The following is a 16,353-nucleotide window of genomic DNA, read 5'->3' on the forward strand; positions in this document are numbered from 1 at the left end:
GGCCCCGTGACCTACGCACTCCAGGCGTCCCTGTTCGACGACGGCGCGGACGGACCGTCGCTCGGCTCCCTCACGTCCGTCCGCCGGACGGTGTTGACCGACGGCGCGTGGATCGACGTGCTGCCGAACTGGGTGAGCGGCTCGGACTCCGTCTTCGACCGGCTGGTGGAGGAGGTTCCGTGGCGGTCGGAACGCCGACCGATGTACGACCGCGTCGTCGACGTCCCGCGCCTGGTCTCCTTCTTCCCCGACCCCCAGCGGCTGCCCGCCCCCGTCCTGGTCGATGCCGGTCGACAGCTGAGCGAGCACTACCGGGCCGAACTGGGCGAGGACTTCGCCACGGCCGGACTCTGCTTCTACCGCGACGGCAAGGACAGCGTCGCCTGGCACGGCGACGACCTCGGACGCGGAGCGCGCGAGGACACCATGGTCGCCATCGTGTCCCTCGGCGCCGCACGGCCGCTGTTGCTGCGACCGCGCGGCGGCGGTCCCTCGGTGAGACACACTCTGGGACACGGTGATCTGATCGTCATGGGCGGGTCCTGTCAGCGGACCTGGGAGCACTGCGTGCCCAAGAGCACGCGCGCCACGGGGCCCCGGATCAGCGTCCAGTTCCGACCGCACGGCGTGCGCTGACGGCGTCGGCCAGCGCACGCACGGCGCGTTCGGTGTCCGCCCACCCGAGGCAGGCATCGGTGATCGACTGGCCGTAGGTGAGCGGCTCCCCCAACGTGCCGAGGTCCTGACGGCCCTCGACAAGGAAGCTCTCCACCATCACCCCCACGACGCCGCGGTCGCCGCCGGCGATCCGGTCGGCGAGGTCGCCCATCACGTCGAGTTGGCGTCGGTGGTTCTTGGCACTGTTGCCGTGGCTGACGTCCACCACCACCCGCGGGTCCGCGCCCGAGCGCCGGAGCCGCTCCCCAGCGTCGGTCACCGAAGCCGCGTCGTAGTTCGGGCCGGAGGACCCACCCCGGAGGATGACGTGGGCGTCCTCGTTGCCCGCCGTGCGCACGGCGGCCAGTCGGCCGTCGTCGTCGACCCCGGCGTACACGTGCGGCGACCTCGCCGAGCGCACCCCGTCGACGGCCACCTGCACGTCGCCGTCCGTCCCGTTCTTGATGCCCACCGGCATCGGCAGACCGCTGACCATCTGGCGGTGAACCTGCGACGACGCGGTGCGGGCACCGATCGCCCCGTACGTCACCAGGTCCGAGAGATGGCCGGACAGAGCAGGATCGAGGAACTCCGTCGCCGTGGGCAGGCCGCCGTCGACGATGGCGGCCAGAATGCGCCGCGCCGCCCGGAGCCCGGCGTCGAGATCGTCCGAGCCGTCGAGGCCGGGGTCGCTGAGCAGACCCTTCCAGCCCACCGATGTCCGCGGCTTCTCGAAGTAGACCCGCATGATCACCTGGAGTCGATCCCCCACCTCGTCGGCCAGGACGGCCAGCCGGCGGGCGTAGTCCAGTGCCGCGATCGGGTCGTGCACGGAGCACGGGCCCACCACGACGGCCACGCGGTCGTCGGCTCCGGTCAGGATGGCGCGCAGGGCGTCACGGCTGTCGGCGACGCGGAGAGCCGCGTCGGCGGATGCGGGTTCCGCGTCCCGCAGCGCACGCGGCGAGACGAGCGGACCTGTCCGCGACAGGTCGGGAAGAGTGTCGAGTGCGAGAGTCACGATGAGTCCTCGGGGCGGTCGGGTGAGACGTCACGACCGGGACACGCATTCCACGCGAGCCGGTCCTGCCGGCTCGTCGGGTGGAGTGGGTCAGCGCATGGTTCCGCTGACCGGACCACCGAGGGCCGGCCTGCTGAACCAAAAATATGCTCGCTGCACACAGGCACTGTAGCGCACGGCCGTACCGACGCACCCGGGCGGCGGAAGCGGACATTCTTCTCCCTTGACGTGGGACCATGGTCCGATGGCGATCGACACCTCTCGCGGGGACCGCATCCAGAACAGCACGGCGTTCGAGAGAGCCGCCCGCGCAGGGCATCTCGTGAGCGGAGTGCTGCACCTCCTGATCGGATACATCGCGGTGCGGCTCGCCTTCGGACAGGGCGGCAACGCCGACCAGTCCGGCGCGCTGGGCGAGCTGGCCTCCAAGCCCGGCGGTGCCGTCATGCTGTGGATCGCCGTCGTCGCCTTCCTGGCCCTCGCCGCGTGGCGCATTCTCGAGGCGGTGGTGGGCAAGAAGACCGAGGCCGATTCCGGCAGTGCGACCGATCGACTCAAGGCCGGTGCACTCGCCGTCGTGTACCTCGCATTCGCCTGGTCCGCGCTGAACTTCGCTCGCGGTGCCGGGCAGTCGACGGGTCAGCAGAACGCCGGGCTCACCGCCCGCCTCATGGAGTCGACGATCGGCAAGGTCGTTCTCGTCGTGGCCGCGGCCGTCATCATCGGCGTCGGCGCTTATCACGTGTACAAGGGCATCTCCACGAAGTTCGAGAAGGACCTCGAGGGTCACGTCGGGCGTCCGGTCCGGGTCATCGGCGTGGTCGGATACACCGCCAAGGGCCTCGCCCTCGTCGGTGTCGGTGTCCTGGTGGCCGCCGCCGTGCTGACCGCGGATCCCGGCAAGGCGACGGGTCTCGACGGAGCCGTCAAGACCCTGGGGGCGCAGCCGTTCGGACAGATCCTGCTCGTCCTCGCCGGAGTCGGCATCGCCCTCTACGGCGTCTACGCCGTCGTGATGGCCCGGCACGCCCGGATGTGAGGCGTCGATGTCGTGACACCGACAAACCCATCGGTGCCCATGACGCCGCTCCGACCCGCGCCCGCCGCCTCGCAGCCGCGTGACGACGCCTACCCCGGCGTTCTCCGCACCCTCGCGATGTTCCTGTTCGCACGCTGACGTCCGCCTCGATCGCTGCGATGGACTTTTGTCTGGAGCAAAAGGTTGTGCACAATTCAATTGTGCGCTACGTTCGGTCTTGTGAACGACGCGCCGACACTGGACAAGCAACTCTGCTTCGCCCTGTACTCGGCGTCGCGGGCCACCACCGCGGTCTACCGGCCCCTGCTGGACGACCTGGGCATCACCTACCCGCAGTACCTGGTGATGCTCGTGCTGTGGGAGCGGGACGGACTCAGCGTCTCGGAACTGGGCGATCGACTCGGCCTGGATTCCGGAACACTGTCCCCCCTGCTCAAGCGCATCGAGACACTGTCGCTCGTCACCCGCGAACGCTCAGCGGAGGACGAACGACGCGTCGAGATCCGGCTGACGGACACGGGCCGCGCCCTGCGTTCCGCGGCCGCGCACGTTCCCGAGTGCATCTTCACCGCGACCGGCCTCACCGAAGACGAGGCGACCACGCTGATCGCGCTCGTCCGCAAGACCACCGCGTCGCTTCGTTCCGCCTGACCCGTCCATCCCCACCACGAGAGGTTCACCCATGAAGACGCTGTACACCGCAGAGGCACTGGCCACCGGCGACGGACGCAACGGCCACGGCCGCACCACCGACGGCAAGGTCGACGTCGACCTCGCCGCCCCCACCGAGATGGGCGGCAGCGGCAACGGAACCAACCCGGAGCAGCTCTTCGCCGTCGGCTACGCCGCGTGCTACCACTCCGCTCTGCGCCTCGTCGCCGGCCAGCAGAAGGCCGACGTCACCGACTCCTCCGTCGGCGCGAAGGTCAGCATCGGCCCGAACGACGCCGGCGGCTTCGAGCTCGCCGTGGTCCTCGAGGTGACCCTCCCCAACCTCGATCACGACACGGCGCAGGCCCTCGCGGACAAGGCCCACGAGGTCTGCCCCTACAGCAACGCGACCCGCGGCAACATCGACGTGCAGATCACCGTCAGCGACGACTGACCGTTCAGATCGGGTAGGTGACGCCCGTGAGCTCGACCGACCTGGTCCAGAGCTCACGGGCTTTCGCCTCGTCACGCGAGGCCTTGTTCGATCCGACCTTCTTCGGGTGCCCGCTCAGCTCCTGGAACCCGTCCGGTCCGAAGTAGCCGCCGGACTGCAGCCCCGGCGCCGTCGCGGCGTAGAGCTCCGGCAGGCTTCCCATGTAGGCCGACTGGGCGAAGACCCGGCCGAGTGACATGAACGCGTCCTGCACACTCTCCGTCCGACCCATCAACTCGGTACTCGAGTAACCGGGATGCGCCGCCAGCGAGAGCACGGGTGACCCCGCCGCACGCAGTCGGCGATCCAGCTCGTACGCGAACAGCAGGTTCGACAGCTTCGACTGCCCGTAGGCACCCCACCGGCTGTAGCGACGCTTCTCGTAGTTGAGATCCGACAGCTTCAGTCCCGGTACCTGGTGCATGAAACTCGACATGGTGACCACGCGGTCGGTGATCCTGTCCAGCAGGAGGCCGGTCAGCGCGAAATGCCCGAGATGGTTCGTGCCGAACTGCATCTCGAAACCGTCGGCGGTCCGCTTCAGCGGCAGTGCCATGACGCCGGCGTTGTTGATCAGTACGTCCACGGTGGGCGTGTCGTCGGCGAACTCCCGCACCGAGCTCAGATCCGCGAGGTCGAGTCGACGCACCTCGGCGCGCTCACCGATCTCGTCCGCGATCGGCTTCGCCTTCTCCACGGTCCGGCAGGCCAGCACCACCGTCGCGCCCGCGCGACCGAGTGCCTTCGCGGCCTCGGCGCCGAGCCCGCTGTTGGCTCCCGTGACCACGAAGGTCCGGCCGGACTGATCCGGTACGTCGGTCTCGACCCACTTGTGTGCAGACTTCTGTGCCATGCGCTTCCCCCCTGAGACTTCTCTCGGCCGCTCGCCGCGGCCGACCGCGTTCGAGGGTACCGGCGCACTACGCTCGATCCGGTGCCCGCACCGCTGCCGATCCGAGACGGTCTCAATCCGACGCGGATCCGCATGCCGGACGCGCCGGCAGAGCACAGGACCATAGTCGAGTACCTCGTCGCACGCTTTCCGCGCGATGCGGAGGCCCTGCGCGCGAAGGTGACGGACGGCGAGGTCGTCGATGCCGCAGGACGGCCCGTGCTGGTCGACACTCCCCTGGTCCCCCGCGCCGACGTCTACCTGTACCGGGATCCGCCCGTGGAACCCGAGGTGCCGTTCACCGCCCCGATCCTGTACCGAGACGATGCGATCGTGGTGGTGGACAAGCCGCACTTCCTGGCTACGACACCACGGGGGCGCTTCGTCGTGCAGACCGCCCTGACCCGGCTGCGACGCGAACTGGGAAACGACGCACTGGCCCCGGCGCACCGCCTCGATCGCCTCACCGCGGGCGTGCTCGTCTTCACCGCACGACAGGACGTCCGCCGCGCATATCAGGAGATGTTCCGGGAGCGCAGCATGGTCAAGGTCTACGAAGCGGTGGCCCCCGACTCGCCGATCTCGTTCCCGCACACCGTGATCAGCCGCATCGTCAAGGACCGTGGATCACTGCAGGCGACCGAGGTGCCGGGTGAGCCGAACAGCGAGACCGTGATCGAGAAGGTGCGCACGGTGGGCGACCTGGCGCTCTACCGCCTGCATCCGCGCACGGGCAAGACCCATCAACTACGCGTGCACATGGCCTCTCTCGGCCTGCCCATAGTCGGCGACTCGCTGTATCCCGTGCCGCGCGAGGTCGCCGTCGACGACTACCGGGATCCACTGCGACTGCTGGCGCGGAGCATCGAGTTCACCGACCCGCTCACAGGCGCACCGCGGCACTTCGCGTCGCAGCGGACCCTCGCGCTGTCTCCACCGTGATCCGGTGCGAGATCGCGGCGAGCGTCAGCAGTCCGATCGCGAGGTTGGTCAGGGCGGCGAAGCCCGTCTCGGCGAAGTCGACGAGCGCACCGAGCAACGCGTAGATCAGGGCCGCCGACCGGAGTCGGTGCAGAGGCCAGAGGGACGCGGTGCGCCGCCGCGCGATCAGCGACGGGAGGCCGAGGGCGACCGTGACGCACGCCGTCACCCACAGGATGCCGCCCGAGATGGTCATCCGGTCGAGGGTGACATCGAGGTCGTCGCGTTCGATGACCAGACCGCCCGTGGCCAGTTGTGCGATGCCCGCCACGACCGTCGCGGACGCGGTGACCACCATGAGCCAGGACAACGCGATCGCCCAGCGCGTACTGGTCACGAACGACGGAACGGTGCGCGAGAACCACACCAGCCGACGCGTAGGCCGGGACGGTGCCGGAACGCACCGACTCAGCAGGGTGTCGATGCTCGCGACGAGCTCGGGGTCGGCTCCCGTCGTCCGCGCTCGGTCGAGCAGTTCGCGGGCCAGCTCCCGGCGCGATCCCGGTACCCCACCGACGAGTCCTTCCGACGCGATGGCGGCAGCGTTCGCGAGGCATTCCCGTGGCGTCGGTTCGCGGACGTCGCGGACGGTTCGTCCGAGCACCAGGACCAGAACCACCGTCACGTACATGATCTCGGCGGACGGGCCGTAGAAGTAGTCGTTGTCCTTCGTCACGAACTTCCCGACCTCGTCCAGGAACAGACCGAAGCCGACGCCGCCCAGCAGCACGGCCGACGAGCGCGCTCCGAAGCCGAGGAACAGCCATCCGACGACGAGCGCCGTCATCATCAGCGCACCGCCCCACAGTGCGTGGGCGATGTGCAGGCTTCCGCCGCCCACCTGCGGATAGTCGGTGAGTTCGAGGTAGGCGCGGGTGAGCAGGATGGTCGCGACCGCGGCGATGACGAACGACTCCACGGACGATGTCCCGTCGGCACTGCGCACGATCGGCGTCCGCACCCGCCGCGCACCCTCATCCCGCTGCATGATGGCCATCGTCGATCATGGTCATTCACAGGCCACTTTCGCGGTGGAATGCGACGGTACGCCCGGTAAAGTTCGTCCGATGAGACTCCTTCCCGCCACGCTCGCCGCTGCCGCCACCCTCGCCCTGATCCTGGGTGGATGCAGCTCCGAGGATCAGCAGTCCGCACAGGACACCGCGAACAACGCCGCGGAATCGGTGGGCGACGCAGCTCAGGGCGCACTCAGCTCTGCACAGTCGGCCGCACCCGGCATCCAGTCGAGCGCCGGCAGCCTGGCCGACGATGCCGGCAACGTGTTCGACGACGCCAAGCGCGCGACCTTCGTCGCCGCCTACAAGGCGCAGTTCTCCGCGCTCTCCGAGGGAAAGTCCGACGAGGACATCGAATCGCTGCTCGGCAGCATCTGCCAGCAGATCACCGACGGCAAGGAAAAGGACGCCGTGGTCACCGACATCCGGTCGCAGGCCACCAACAACGGCAACGAGCCCGGTGTCGACGAGGCCGGTCGCATCTACGACCAGGCGAAGGTCGCCTGCCCCTGACCGCACGAGCTCCGCGAGGTGCGCGGGCTGTCGGTGATCGGGGTTAGCGTGGCGATCGTTCCCCTTCGGAAGGATCTCATCGTGGCCACCCCCGACCTCTCGCGCACCACGCCCTGCTGCCAGGGCGTCGTTCCTCCCTACCTTCTGCAGCGCCTCGCGTCGGCCCCCGCGGAACGCAGTGCCCGCCTGGACACCGCCCCGTCCGTCGCGAGCCGCACGCTGGAACTCGACGACGAGATGCGGCGCCGACGCGACTCGACGCGGTCCACCGTGTCGCCCACCGCTCCCCGCGGCGCCGTCGCGGATCGGCTGCAGCGCACCATTGCCGACGCGAGGAACACGCAGACTCTGCCCGGCGACGTCGTGCGTACCGAGGGCGGCGAACCTGTCGGCGATCCGGCGGCGGACGAGAGCTACGACGGCCTCGGCGTCACCCACGCCCTGTTCGCCGAGGTCTACGGATGGTCCAGCCTCGATGGGCAGGGGCTGCCGCTCGACGCCACGGTGCACTACGGCGAGCAGTACGACAACGCGTTCTGGGACGGCACCCGCATGGTGTTCGGCGACGGTGACGGCGAGGTGTTCACCCGCTTCACCGTGTCGCTGTCCGTCATCGCGCACGAGTTGGCTCACGGTTTCACGCAGTACACCTCACAGCTCGAGTACGCCGGACAGTCCGGCGCCCTCAACGAGTCGGTGTCCGACGTGTTCGGCGTCCTCGCAGAACAGCGCTCGCGTGGGCAGAACGCCGAGGACGCGTCCTGGCTCGTCGGCGAGGGGCTCTTCCTCCCCGACGTGCAGGGCAGCGCCCTCCGCTCGATGCTGGCACCCGGTACCGCGTACGACGACGACGTCCTCGGCAAGGACCCCCAGCCCGCGGACATGGCGGGATACGTCGAGACCACCGAGGACAACGGCGGGGTGCACATCAACTCCGGCATCCCCAACCGCGCGTTCGCCGAGGCCGCCGTCGCGCTCGGCGGGCCGGCCTGGGATCGTCTCGGACAGGTCTGGTTCGACGCCCTCACGTCCGGCAGCCTGACGCCGACCGCCGATTTCGCCGCCTTCTCCGCCGCGACGGTCGCGGCGGCATCGGCGCGCTACGGAACCGGGTCCGACGTTCACCGCGCCGTGGTCGGCGGGTGGACTACCGTGGGCCTCGAGCCGGCCGGGACGGGATCCGCGTCCGATGCGGCGGACGAGGCGAGCAAGAGGACGTGACATGGTCATCGTGGTGGTACGCAGCGGCGGCGTGGCCGGGATGACCCGCCGCGGCAGCGTCGACACCACGGCCCTCGGCGACACGGCACCCGAGTGGGAGCAGCTGGTCACCCGCGCGCTCCCCCTGTTGAACGGCCTGCCCGAGTCGTCGTCCCTCGCCCGCGACACCTTCCGGTGGCGACTCGAGATCGGCGAGCACTCGTGCGAGACCGGCGATTCGGCACTCACCGGCCCGCTTCGCGAGCTGGCAGAGCGCACTCTGCGAGAGGGTCGCTCGCCGCGATGACGGCGGCCTCACGGCGTGCGAGGTTCGCGTTCCACCACGGGTCGCTCCCGGGCTCGTCGACGATGCAGTCGCGCAGCGTGGGCGGCAGGGTCGACACGGCGGGCACCGCGTCCGCCGACAGCGTGCCGAGATAGTCGACGTCGATCAGTCCGGTCCGCTCGTAGCGCTCGACTGCACGGTCCGCGACCAGCGCATCGACGTTCACCACCGCCATCACCAGCACGCCCAGCGCCGCCGTGCCGACGATCACCGCGGGCAGTAGGCGCGCGGACCAGCGCGCACCGGCGACGATGACGGCGAGCACGACGACGCCCAACCACACCTCGACGGCCATGACCCCGACTCGCAGCCGAGTGAGACCGAACTGCTGCTCGTACAACGACATTCGGTACACCGCCGACCAGACGACCACCAGCGTCAGCACACACAGCGACCCGAAGGCGATGCGCGCGAGCACCCGGTCGCGCCGCACCTCGGCGTCGACCTTGCGTACCTGCACGGCGACCACGACGAGCACGCCGACTGTCACCGTGATCAGCTGCCAGAATCCCGATCGGGCGTGGTCCGCGAACGTCAGGTCGTCCGTCGTCATCACGTGGTCGTGTCCGCCGAACAACGTGGCTGCCTGCACCACCACGAACGCAGCGAACACGACGACGAGCGCGCAGACCGGCACCGCCCACTCCCACACCGGTCGTCGTCGACCGGCGCCAGGAGCGAGCGCATCGAGTGCCATCGCGTGACGCTTCGCGTGGGCGACACCCAGAATCCACAGCGCGACGCACAGAGCCACGACCGGCCCCAGCGGGTCGACGTCGACGGACACGGTCGGGATCACCGCGTCGACGAGCGAGGCGAAGCGATCGTCGGCGCCCGCGAACAGCAGCGTGAACACGGTGACCAGCAGGGCCGTGCTCACCACGACGCGCAGCGTGCGTACCGCGGACCCCCGAGACGGGAGCGTCACCTGTGCGGCACCGGTTCCGAGCGAGCGGAGCACGGCTCCCTGCACCACGACGGGCACGATCGGCGCGAGCACCGTGGCGGTGAACGTCGTCGATCTCGTGGTCGACAGAGCCACACACCACACGGCCAGTCCGACGGACGACGCTGCGAGCCATCCCGAATCGCGGACGAACGGGACCAGCAGCAGCGCGAACGCGGCGCCGATCCATGCCACGGACCAGCGCGACCGGTCCGGCAGTCGAGCGGCGAGGACGGCAGCGACGCCGACGGCGAGATAGGCCACCGACGGCCGGTCGGTCAGTATCGCGCCGGCGACCACCCCGACCGCTGCGGCGGAACCCACGGCCCAGCGACGCGGAGACTCGCTGACGGTGCGGACCGGCGACTGCGCCGCCGGATCGGGAAGAAGGTCGGTGGTCATCGTGCACCTCTTTCGGGCAGGGGTGATCGCGCGAGCACCGGATGCGGTGTCACGTGCCGAGTGCGGACGGTGGGGGGTCAGACGGGAAGGGTGAGCCGGAAGCAACACCCGGCGCCGACGTCGACCACATCGAGTGTGCCGCCGTGCAACTCGGCGGCCCATCGAGCGATGGCGAGCCCGATGCCGGTGCCGCCGTCGGTCGACCCGCCGCGGACGAACCGGTCGAACACCCGAGCGCGATCGGCCGGCGCGATCCCGTCGCCCTCGTCGACCACGTCGATGCGCACCGTGTCGTCACCCACCACGGCCGACACGGCCACTGCACCGTCGGGCGGACCATGGCGCACGGCGTTCTCGACCAGATTGGCCATCACCTGCCGTACCCGTTCCTCGTCGGCGGTCACCGTCGCACCGAGAGGCTCGACCGACACCGAGAACCGGGTCGCCGTGCTCTGGGTGACCACGCTGGTCAGGAACTGACGGAGGTCGAACGTGCTGCGCGACAGACCGAGTGCGCCACCCTCGAGCTTCGAGAGATCCAGGAGGTCGTCGACGAGCCGAGCCAGACGTTCGGTCTGCTCGAGGGCGACTCCCACCGTCGCCGGGGTCGCCTCCTGCACCCCGTCGGCGATGTTCTCGAGCACGGCCTGCAGCGACGCGATCGGTGTCCGGAGTTCGTGCGAGACGTTGCCGATCAGCTCCCGACGGTAGCGGTCGGCCTCTGCGAGGTCTGCCGACATCGTGTTGAACGCGACGGCCAACTGGCCGATCTCGTCCCGCGACGTGGCACGAACCCGGTGCGTGTAGTCCCCGTTCGCCATCGCTCGCGAGGCTGCGGTCATCTCGCGCAGCGGCGAGGTCATCCCGTGCGCGACGATCTGCGTGACCACCAGAGCCACGACGAGTGCGAGCAGCAGCGCGTACCGGAACGGCTGCTGCGCCGCGAGCCAGAAGGTGCCCGACGCCGCGAACAGCGCGATCACCACCACCAGGCCGGTCTTGACCTTGAACGAGCGCAGCGAGTCGAGAGGGCGGATCATCCGCGTGCCCGGAACGCGTACCCGACGCCGTGGACGGTGCGCACGACGTCGGACCCCAGCTTGCGCCGCAACGCCTTGACGTGGCTGTCGACCGTGCGGGACGGCACGGACGTCATGGAGTCGTCGCGCGACCACCCCCACACGTCCGACAGCAGTCGATCTCGCGCGTAGGCCGCGCCCGGCCGCCGAGCGAGGAACAGCAGGAGATCGAACTCCGTGCGTGTCAGGTGGACCTCGTCGCCGTCACGGAAGACCCGCCGCGCGTGCTCGTCGACCCGCACGTCGTCGAACTCGTGCACGACGGTCGGCGTCGGCGCGGGATGGCGTTCCACCCGGCGCAGCAGTGCGTGCACGCGGGCCACCAGGGTGCGCATCGAGAACGGCTTGGACATGTAGTCGTCCGCACCCACCCCGAGGCCCACCAGCTGGTCCGTCTCGTCCGACCGCGCCGTGAGCATGAGGACGGCGACTGCTCCCTCGGGGCGGGACTGGATGCGTCGGCACACCTCGAGACCGTCGAACCCGGGCAGCATCACATCGAGGACAACCAGGTCGGGGTTCGTGTGGGCCACCGTCTCCACGGCGGCCGGTCCGGTTGACGCGAGGTCGACGTCGAAGCCCTCGGACCGCAGCCGCGCCGCGATCGCGTCGGCCAGGGCCCGTTCGTCCTCGACCACCAGAATTCGTCGTCGATCCATGAAACAGACCGTAACGGCATCATGTGCGGGTCTCGGGGACACGTTGTGAAGATTCCGTGGAGATCGCTCCGGCCCACGAACCGGACGCCGCGTCAGCCGAGCAGCCGCGCCACCTCGGCGGCCGCGCGACCACCCGACACCAGAGCACCCTGGATCGACGGGGTGTCGCGATGGTCGCCGGCGAGCAGCACGCGGTCACCGACCCGCAGCGATCGCCGGAGCGACGTCCCGGGTGCCTGGACCGGGAGCGCACGCCGCACGTCGTGACGCACGATCACCCGCCACGACGCGGTGGACCGACCCCACAGCCGATCGAGAACGGCGCGCACGACGGACTCCTCGGCGGGACCGGCGTCGTCCAGCAGCGTGGTCGCCTGCACCAGGGTCTTCCCGGTCGGCGCGTATCCCGGTGCGATGGAGCTCATCTCGGCGGTGTTGACCACCACGCCGCCCGTCCCCGAGATGCGGAGGAACTCGTCGGATTCCGCGGCGTCGGCCTCGAACCACCACGTCGACAACCCGCGCATGGGAGAGGTCCGGGTGTCCGTCAGCTCGTTCGCGCCTCGAGCGTCCGTCGCCACCACCACCGCGCGGGCCTGCAGCACCGACCCGTCGGCGATCCGCACGGCGGGTGCCGCGCCGTCGGTGACCTGCTCGACGCGCGAGGAGTACGCGATGTCGACCCCGGCATCGCGGGCGAGCTGCTCGGGGAACGCCTGCATTCCGCGGTTCGGCACACCGGGTGTCGCGAGAAGAAAGCTGCGGAGCACGAGCCGAACGTAGCGGTTCGACGTGTCTCCCACGCCGTCGGCGAGGACCCCGCTGAGAAACGGAGCCAGCAGTGCGGAGCGCAGCGGACCGCGGAGGCCGACGCGGTCCCAGTCGTCGGCGAGTGCAGCGTCGGGGGACGCGGCCAGGCGGCGCACCGGTCCGACAGCGGGCAACGCCCACCGCGCGGCGCCGACGACGGCGCCCGGGTGCAGCAGGCCCAGGCGAGCCGCGGACCGCACCGTCCCGAGCAGCAGGCCCGGGTGCCGTGTCGGGTCGGCGACCGTGTGCGCTCGCCCCGAGTCGTCGACGATCCGCACACCGCGACCGGCGACCCGCAGATCGAGCGCGGACACGTCGACATGACGCTTCACGGCCGGGTAGGAGGGGTTGAGGAGCTGGAAGCCTCGATCACAGCGGAAACCGTCCACGAGATCGGTGCGGATCCGTCCTCCCGGGGCGTCGCCCGCCTCCACGACCCGCACCGTGAATCCACGCCGGCGCAGCGCTCCGGCGCACCGTAGACCGGCGATACCCGCCCCCACCACGATCACGTCAGCATCGATGTCAGTCATGCCCTATCGATACCACCCGGGCGTCGGCGACCTCGGACGACGGGTCCGGAAACGAGAAGAACCACCTGCGCGGGCAGGTGGTTCCAGTCTGTGTCTATCTTCGGTGGCCAGAGCCGGGATCGAACCGGCGACCTTCCGCTTTTCAGGCGGACGCTCGTACCGACTGAGCTACCTGGCCGTGGGCACCCTCGCGGGTGCCGGTGATGCTGTACTACTCGGTGCTGACGATCATCGCATCACTGAGGTACTGCGACCTCTGAGGTGTTGCGACCCTGACGGGACTCGAACCCGCGACCTCCGCCGTGACAGGGCGGCGCGCTAACCAACTGCGCCACAGGGCCATGCTGTGAAGCATGTACTGCGTGGAAGACCCTACTGCATCTTCGTCCTACTTCTCACCACTCCCGCTCCAGCGTTGTCACTCGCTGAAACGTACCCCCTACGGGATTCGAACCCGCGCTACCGCCTTGAAAGGGCGGCGTCCTAGGCCGCTAAACGAAGGGGGCCCGTCGAATCGCTCCGACCGTACCCCAACGGCGTTCCGTTGGGAGCTTGGATAGCTTAGGACACCGCTTCGGAATTTCACAAATCCGCAGGTGAGGCTATGTTTCGACGCTCACGGCGTCGACTCGGGGCCACCCGTTGACGCGCCACTTGTCGAGCCATTCCCGCGACGCCATCGCCATCAGGAGAACCTCGAGGGACTCCTCGAACAGCACCACCAGGTCGGTGTCCTCGGCGGTCAGATCGGCCATGTACCGCTGGCCGGCGAGCGAGGTCACCAGCACGCGGGTGAACATGCGCGGATCGATGTCGGGGCGCAGCAGACCGGTCTCGTGCGCCTCGGCCGCGAGCTTGTGGGCGGTGCGACCCCACACGGCGCCCGCTCCCTCGCGGATGCTCGCGTGGAACTCGGGCTCGACCACGAGACGGAACTCCGCACGCACGACGACGTTCTCGTCGAAGGACCGGGCGAGCTGGAAGATGAGGTTGTGCAGCCACTCGAGGGCGTCGACGCCGTCCGGGCGCTCCACGTCCATGATCGCGACGTACTTCTCCATCGCGGTCTGCAGAACGGCGCGAGCCAGTTCTTCCTTGGAGCTGAAGTGGAAGTACATCGCACCCTTGGTGGCGCGTGATCCCTCGAGAATCGTGTTGACCGACGCCGCGGTGTACCCACGCTTGCTGAACTCGTACGCGGCTGCCTCGACGATCGCGGCCCGGGTGCGTCGAGCACGTTCCTGCTGTGCCATTGCGCTGCTGCCTCCGAAATTGAACACCCTGAAGGGCCCTGATACTGAGTGAAGGGTAGCCGACAAACCTGAGAATCCCCTCGGACGTGGCCGCAAACATCGAGCTCGAGCGGGTTCGTCCGGCGTGTTCGGACGGCCCCACCAGCGTGTCGTGCGTTCCGATGACCGGTTTGTCCGACATTCCCCCGGCCCGCGTCCGAATGTAGACCGTCGAGAATGGTGATGATTCATAGCGAATAGGTGAATGGTGAATGCGTCACTCTCGACACGAGGCCAGGTCGAGAGCGTCCGCCCGGGGTCCATTACACTCGTCGAGCACTGCCCCTATAGCTCAGTTGGTAGAGCTACGGACTTTTAATCCGCAGGTCGTAGGTTCGAGCCCTACTGGGGGCACAACGTCTTTCCCCACACCCGTCGACGCTCAGGAATTCTGGCTCAGCCGGGCCCCGATGCTCTGATGGAGTGAGCGCAACGCGTTCTGACCCAGCGCCACGGTCTCCGACTCGATGTGGCGGAGTAGATGAGCGTCGCTCACCACCTTCTCGGACGACTGGATCAGGACCGTTCCCGCACCGGTGAAGTCGAACTGCCGCTCCTCCCCCGTCTGTGCTCCGAGGAGCATCCCCTGCGCCGCCCCCAGGAAGCTCTGCATCCACTGCGCGTCGAAGTGGTGGGACGGAGCGGGGCAGTCGGCCCAGCCGACGAGTGCCTGCGGATCCACTCGAACGGGCGGTTCGGCGAACACGACCGCACCGTTGGACGAGGCGAGGAACTTCCCGGTGCCGAGCAGCGTGAGAAAACCGGGCACGATGGACTGCTTCAGCTCGAGGCCGGGTTCGAAGGCCAGCAGGTTGGACGCCCGGATGGTCAGGTTGCCGTCGTCGAGATCGAACGAGTTGATGTCGAAGCCGCGATCGCCGAGCAGCACCTTGCCGTGTCCGCTCGCGAGCACCCAGTCGTTCGCGTACAGCGGCGACGAGAAGCGTGAGGCCACGACGGCCACCATCGACGTCCGCCCGAGAGGCTCGAACTGCACCGACCCGTAGTAGGCGATCATCGCGCCCTTCGCCGTGAACCACGGCTGTCCCGCGAGTTCGATGCAGAAGGCGTAGTCGTTTCCCGGCACGTTGTCGTTCACCGGCAGGGTGTGGGGGTTGTGCACGACGTCGGTCATGTCCGATCCCTCTCGTCAGAACTTCTGCTCGGACGCCTGGACCCACACGGTCCCTGCGCCGCCGATAGCGAGTTGCACCGCTTCACCCGAACCGCGGCCGACGGCGTCACGCCACCCGACGTTCGTCGAGATGTCGACGGTGAGAGTGCCGCGGTGACACACGTACGCCTGCGGATCGACCACCACCTGCGGCCGGTGCGGACCCACCTCGATCTCGACCGTCCCACCGTGGGACAGCACGGCCACCTGCCCACGTCCGGCGACCTGTGTCGTGAACATGCCCTGCCCGGTCATCGCCCCGCGCACCGCGCCGCGGACCCCTCCCTGCTGCGTCAGGGGTACGACCGATGTCGAGAGTGCGCCACTGTGTGCGAGCAACCGTGACGCCTCGACCGAGAGGACACCGGTCCCGTCGAGATCGATGACGGACACGTGCAGCCCGGCGTGGCCGTAGTGCACGGTGCCGGACCCCTCGGCGGCCATCATGGCGACGTGCTCGCCCGACATCATCCGGCCGGCCATACCCACGACTGCACCCATCCCCGGCATGCCGCCCGCGCCGCCGATCGTGTGCGGGACGAAGCGGACGTCGCCCTGGTGGAACAACATGGATCCACGGCGCGCCGGCGTGGGCGAGCCCTGGGCGACGGTCGACTTCACGACCTTGCTGTTGACGAGTTCCAACATG

Annotated in this window: 18 protein-coding genes and 4 tRNA genes; 9 read left to right on the forward strand and 13 right to left on the reverse strand. The window is 69.1% G+C overall.

The window, feature by feature from the left end; all coding sequences use genetic code 11:
- The first annotated feature begins 6 nt into the window (after window positions 1–6).
- Complete coding sequence (locus OHB23_RS20245; RefSeq protein ID WP_222640933.1) at window positions 7–636, forward strand: alpha-ketoglutarate-dependent dioxygenase AlkB; 630 nt, start codon at window positions 7–9, stop codon at window positions 634–636.
- Here the strand turns inward: OHB23_RS20245 and OHB23_RS20250 are convergent.
- Window positions 602–1,678: a 3-deoxy-7-phosphoheptulonate synthase gene (locus OHB23_RS20250; protein WP_328810260.1), complete on the reverse strand. Its 1,077-nt coding sequence runs from the start codon at window positions 1,676–1,678 to the stop codon at window positions 602–604. The two genes, OHB23_RS20245 and OHB23_RS20250, sit on opposite strands and share 35 nt — an antisense overlap.
- A gap of 244 nt (window positions 1,679–1,922) precedes the next feature.
- Between OHB23_RS20250 and OHB23_RS20255 the strand changes: the two genes are divergently transcribed.
- The 3 genes from OHB23_RS20255 (at window position 1,923) to OHB23_RS20265 (ending at window position 3,822) form a co-directional block, all read left to right on the forward strand.
- Window positions 1,923–2,717: a DUF1206 domain-containing protein gene (locus OHB23_RS20255; RefSeq protein WP_056446809.1), complete on the forward strand. Its 795-nt coding sequence runs from the start codon at window positions 1,923–1,925 to the stop codon at window positions 2,715–2,717.
- Window positions 2,718–2,936: 219 nt separating this feature from the next.
- On the forward strand, window positions 2,937–3,368 hold the full coding sequence (locus OHB23_RS20260) for a MarR family winged helix-turn-helix transcriptional regulator (RefSeq protein WP_056446805.1): 432 nt from the start codon (window positions 2,937–2,939) through the stop codon (window positions 3,366–3,368).
- Between the two features lie 31 nt (window positions 3,369–3,399).
- A complete protein-coding gene (locus OHB23_RS20265; protein WP_027504250.1) occupies window positions 3,400–3,822 on the forward strand; it encodes an organic hydroperoxide resistance protein in 423 nt (140 codons plus the stop codon).
- A gap of 4 nt (window positions 3,823–3,826) precedes the next feature.
- On the opposite strand, the gene OHB23_RS20270 is transcribed toward OHB23_RS20265, so the two are convergent.
- Window positions 3,827–4,714: an oxidoreductase gene (locus OHB23_RS20270; protein WP_056446802.1), complete on the reverse strand. Its 888-nt coding sequence runs from the start codon at window positions 4,712–4,714 to the stop codon at window positions 3,827–3,829.
- 132 nt (window positions 4,715–4,846) lie between these two features.
- On the opposite strand from OHB23_RS20270, the gene OHB23_RS20275 reads away from it, so the two are divergent.
- On the forward strand, window positions 4,847–5,695 hold the full coding sequence (locus OHB23_RS20275) for a pseudouridine synthase (RefSeq protein ID WP_442973050.1): 849 nt from the start codon (window positions 4,847–4,849) through the stop codon (window positions 5,693–5,695).
- Here OHB23_RS20275 and OHB23_RS20280 read toward each other — a convergent pair.
- Window positions 5,637–6,722, reverse strand: a complete 1,086-nt coding sequence (locus OHB23_RS20280) for a hypothetical protein (RefSeq protein ID WP_222640937.1) — start codon at window positions 6,720–6,722, stop codon at window positions 5,637–5,639. The genes OHB23_RS20275 and OHB23_RS20280 overlap by 59 nt on opposite strands.
- A gap of 79 nt (window positions 6,723–6,801) precedes the next feature.
- On the opposite strand from OHB23_RS20280, the gene OHB23_RS20285 reads away from it, so the two are divergent.
- The 3 genes from OHB23_RS20285 (at window position 6,802) to OHB23_RS20295 (ending at window position 8,770) form a co-directional block, all read left to right on the forward strand.
- Entirely contained in the window at window positions 6,802–7,263 is a 462-nt protein-coding gene (locus OHB23_RS20285) for a hypothetical protein (RefSeq protein WP_222627818.1), read from the forward strand.
- 81 nt (window positions 7,264–7,344) lie between these two features.
- Entirely contained in the window at window positions 7,345–8,484 is a 1,140-nt protein-coding gene (locus OHB23_RS20290; RefSeq protein ID WP_307109246.1) for a M4 family metallopeptidase, read from the forward strand.
- Between the two features lies 1 nt (window position 8,485).
- Window positions 8,486–8,770: a protealysin inhibitor emfourin gene (locus OHB23_RS20295; protein ID WP_027504254.1), complete on the forward strand. Its 285-nt coding sequence runs from the start codon at window positions 8,486–8,488 to the stop codon at window positions 8,768–8,770.
- Here OHB23_RS20295 and OHB23_RS20300 read toward each other — a convergent pair.
- The 8 genes from OHB23_RS20300 to OHB23_RS20335 form a co-directional block, all read right to left on the reverse strand.
- A complete protein-coding gene (locus OHB23_RS20300) occupies window positions 8,709–10,157 on the reverse strand; it encodes a DUF4153 domain-containing protein (protein ID WP_328810262.1) in 1,449 nt (482 codons plus the stop codon). The two genes, OHB23_RS20295 and OHB23_RS20300, sit on opposite strands and share 62 nt — an antisense overlap.
- A gap of 77 nt (window positions 10,158–10,234) precedes the next feature.
- Window positions 10,235–11,197, reverse strand: coding sequence for a HAMP domain-containing sensor histidine kinase (locus tag OHB23_RS20305; protein WP_328810263.1), 963 nt, complete (start codon window positions 11,195–11,197; stop codon window positions 10,235–10,237).
- Window positions 11,194–11,895, reverse strand: a complete 702-nt coding sequence (locus tag OHB23_RS20310; RefSeq protein WP_328810264.1) for a response regulator transcription factor — start codon at window positions 11,893–11,895, stop codon at window positions 11,194–11,196. The genes OHB23_RS20305 and OHB23_RS20310 overlap by 4 nt, the downstream gene beginning before the upstream one ends.
- 92 nt (window positions 11,896–11,987) lie before the next feature.
- A complete protein-coding gene (locus tag OHB23_RS20315) occupies window positions 11,988–13,238 on the reverse strand; it encodes an FAD-dependent oxidoreductase (RefSeq protein WP_328810265.1) in 1,251 nt (416 codons plus the stop codon).
- Window positions 13,239–13,342: 104 nt separating this feature from the next.
- A tRNA-Phe gene (locus OHB23_RS20320) sits at window positions 13,343–13,416 on the reverse strand.
- Window positions 13,417–13,505: 89 nt separating this feature from the next.
- Window positions 13,506–13,579 (reverse strand) — tRNA-Asp (locus OHB23_RS20325).
- A gap of 92 nt (window positions 13,580–13,671) precedes the next feature.
- Window positions 13,672–13,744, reverse strand: a tRNA-Glu gene (locus OHB23_RS20330).
- Window positions 13,745–13,840: 96 nt separating this feature from the next.
- The gene (locus OHB23_RS20335; protein ID WP_027504258.1) at window positions 13,841–14,491 is read right to left on the reverse strand and encodes a ScbR family autoregulator-binding transcription factor; all 651 of its coding nucleotides are present in this window, start codon (window positions 14,489–14,491) and stop codon (window positions 13,841–13,843) included.
- Window positions 14,492–14,811: 320 nt separating this feature from the next.
- On the opposite strand from OHB23_RS20335, the gene OHB23_RS20340 reads away from it, so the two are divergent.
- A tRNA-Lys gene (locus OHB23_RS20340) sits at window positions 14,812–14,884 on the forward strand.
- Between the two features lie 28 nt (window positions 14,885–14,912).
- On the opposite strand, the gene OHB23_RS20345 is transcribed toward OHB23_RS20340, so the two are convergent.
- On the reverse strand, window positions 14,913–15,665 hold the full coding sequence (locus OHB23_RS20345; RefSeq protein WP_328810266.1) for an AIM24 family protein: 753 nt from the start codon (window positions 15,663–15,665) through the stop codon (window positions 14,913–14,915).
- Window positions 15,666–15,680: 15 nt separating this feature from the next.
- Window positions 15,681–16,352 (reverse strand): AIM24 family protein, encoded by a 672-nt coding sequence (locus tag OHB23_RS20350; protein WP_328810267.1) that lies wholly within the window; start codon window positions 16,350–16,352, stop codon window positions 15,681–15,683.
- Between the last annotated feature and the right edge of the window lies 1 nt (window position 16,353).

Origin of the sequence: Rhodococcus sp. NBC_00294 (assembly GCF_036163995.1) — a bacterium.
Classification (GTDB): Bacteria; Actinomycetota; Actinomycetes; order Mycobacteriales; family Mycobacteriaceae; genus Rhodococcoides.

Bases quoted from the DNA above. Each gene is read 5' to 3' on its own strand.
- OHB23_RS20270 (WP_056446802.1), bottom strand. From the start codon at position 4,714: ATGGCACAGAAGTCTGCACACAAGTGGGTCGAGACCGACGTACCGGAT.
- OHB23_RS20255 (WP_056446809.1), top strand. From the start codon at position 1,923: ATGGCGATCGACACCTCTCGCGGGGACCGCATCCAGAACAGCACGGCG.
- OHB23_RS20345 (WP_328810266.1), bottom strand. From the start codon at position 15,665: ATGACCGACGTCGTGCACAACCCCCACACCCTGCCGGTGAACGACAAC.
- OHB23_RS20305 (WP_328810263.1), bottom strand. From the start codon at position 11,197: ATGATCCGCCCTCTCGACTCGCTGCGCTCGTTCAAGGTCAAGACCGGC.
- OHB23_RS20285 (WP_222627818.1), top strand. From the start codon at position 6,802: ATGAGACTCCTTCCCGCCACGCTCGCCGCTGCCGCCACCCTCGCCCTG.
- OHB23_RS20310 (WP_328810264.1), bottom strand. From the start codon at position 11,895: ATGGATCGACGACGAATTCTGGTGGTCGAGGACGAACGGGCCCTGGCC.
- OHB23_RS20300 (WP_328810262.1), bottom strand. From the start codon at position 10,157: ATGACCACCGACCTTCTTCCCGATCCGGCGGCGCAGTCGCCGGTCCGC.
- OHB23_RS20265 (WP_027504250.1), top strand. From the start codon at position 3,400: ATGAAGACGCTGTACACCGCAGAGGCACTGGCCACCGGCGACGGACGC.
- OHB23_RS20350 (WP_328810267.1), bottom strand. From the start codon at position 16,352: ATGTTGGAACTCGTCAACAGCAAGGTCGTGAAGTCGACCGTCGCCCAG.
- OHB23_RS20275 (WP_442973050.1), top strand. From the start codon at position 4,847: ATGCCGGACGCGCCGGCAGAGCACAGGACCATAGTCGAGTACCTCGTC.
- OHB23_RS20335 (WP_027504258.1), bottom strand. From the start codon at position 14,491: ATGGCACAGCAGGAACGTGCTCGACGCACCCGGGCCGCGATCGTCGAG.
- OHB23_RS20280 (WP_222640937.1), bottom strand. From the start codon at position 6,722: ATGCAGCGGGATGAGGGTGCGCGGCGGGTGCGGACGCCGATCGTGCGC.
- OHB23_RS20295 (WP_027504254.1), top strand. From the start codon at position 8,486: ATGGTCATCGTGGTGGTACGCAGCGGCGGCGTGGCCGGGATGACCCGC.
- OHB23_RS20315 (WP_328810265.1), bottom strand. From the start codon at position 13,238: ATGACTGACATCGATGCTGACGTGATCGTGGTGGGGGCGGGTATCGCC.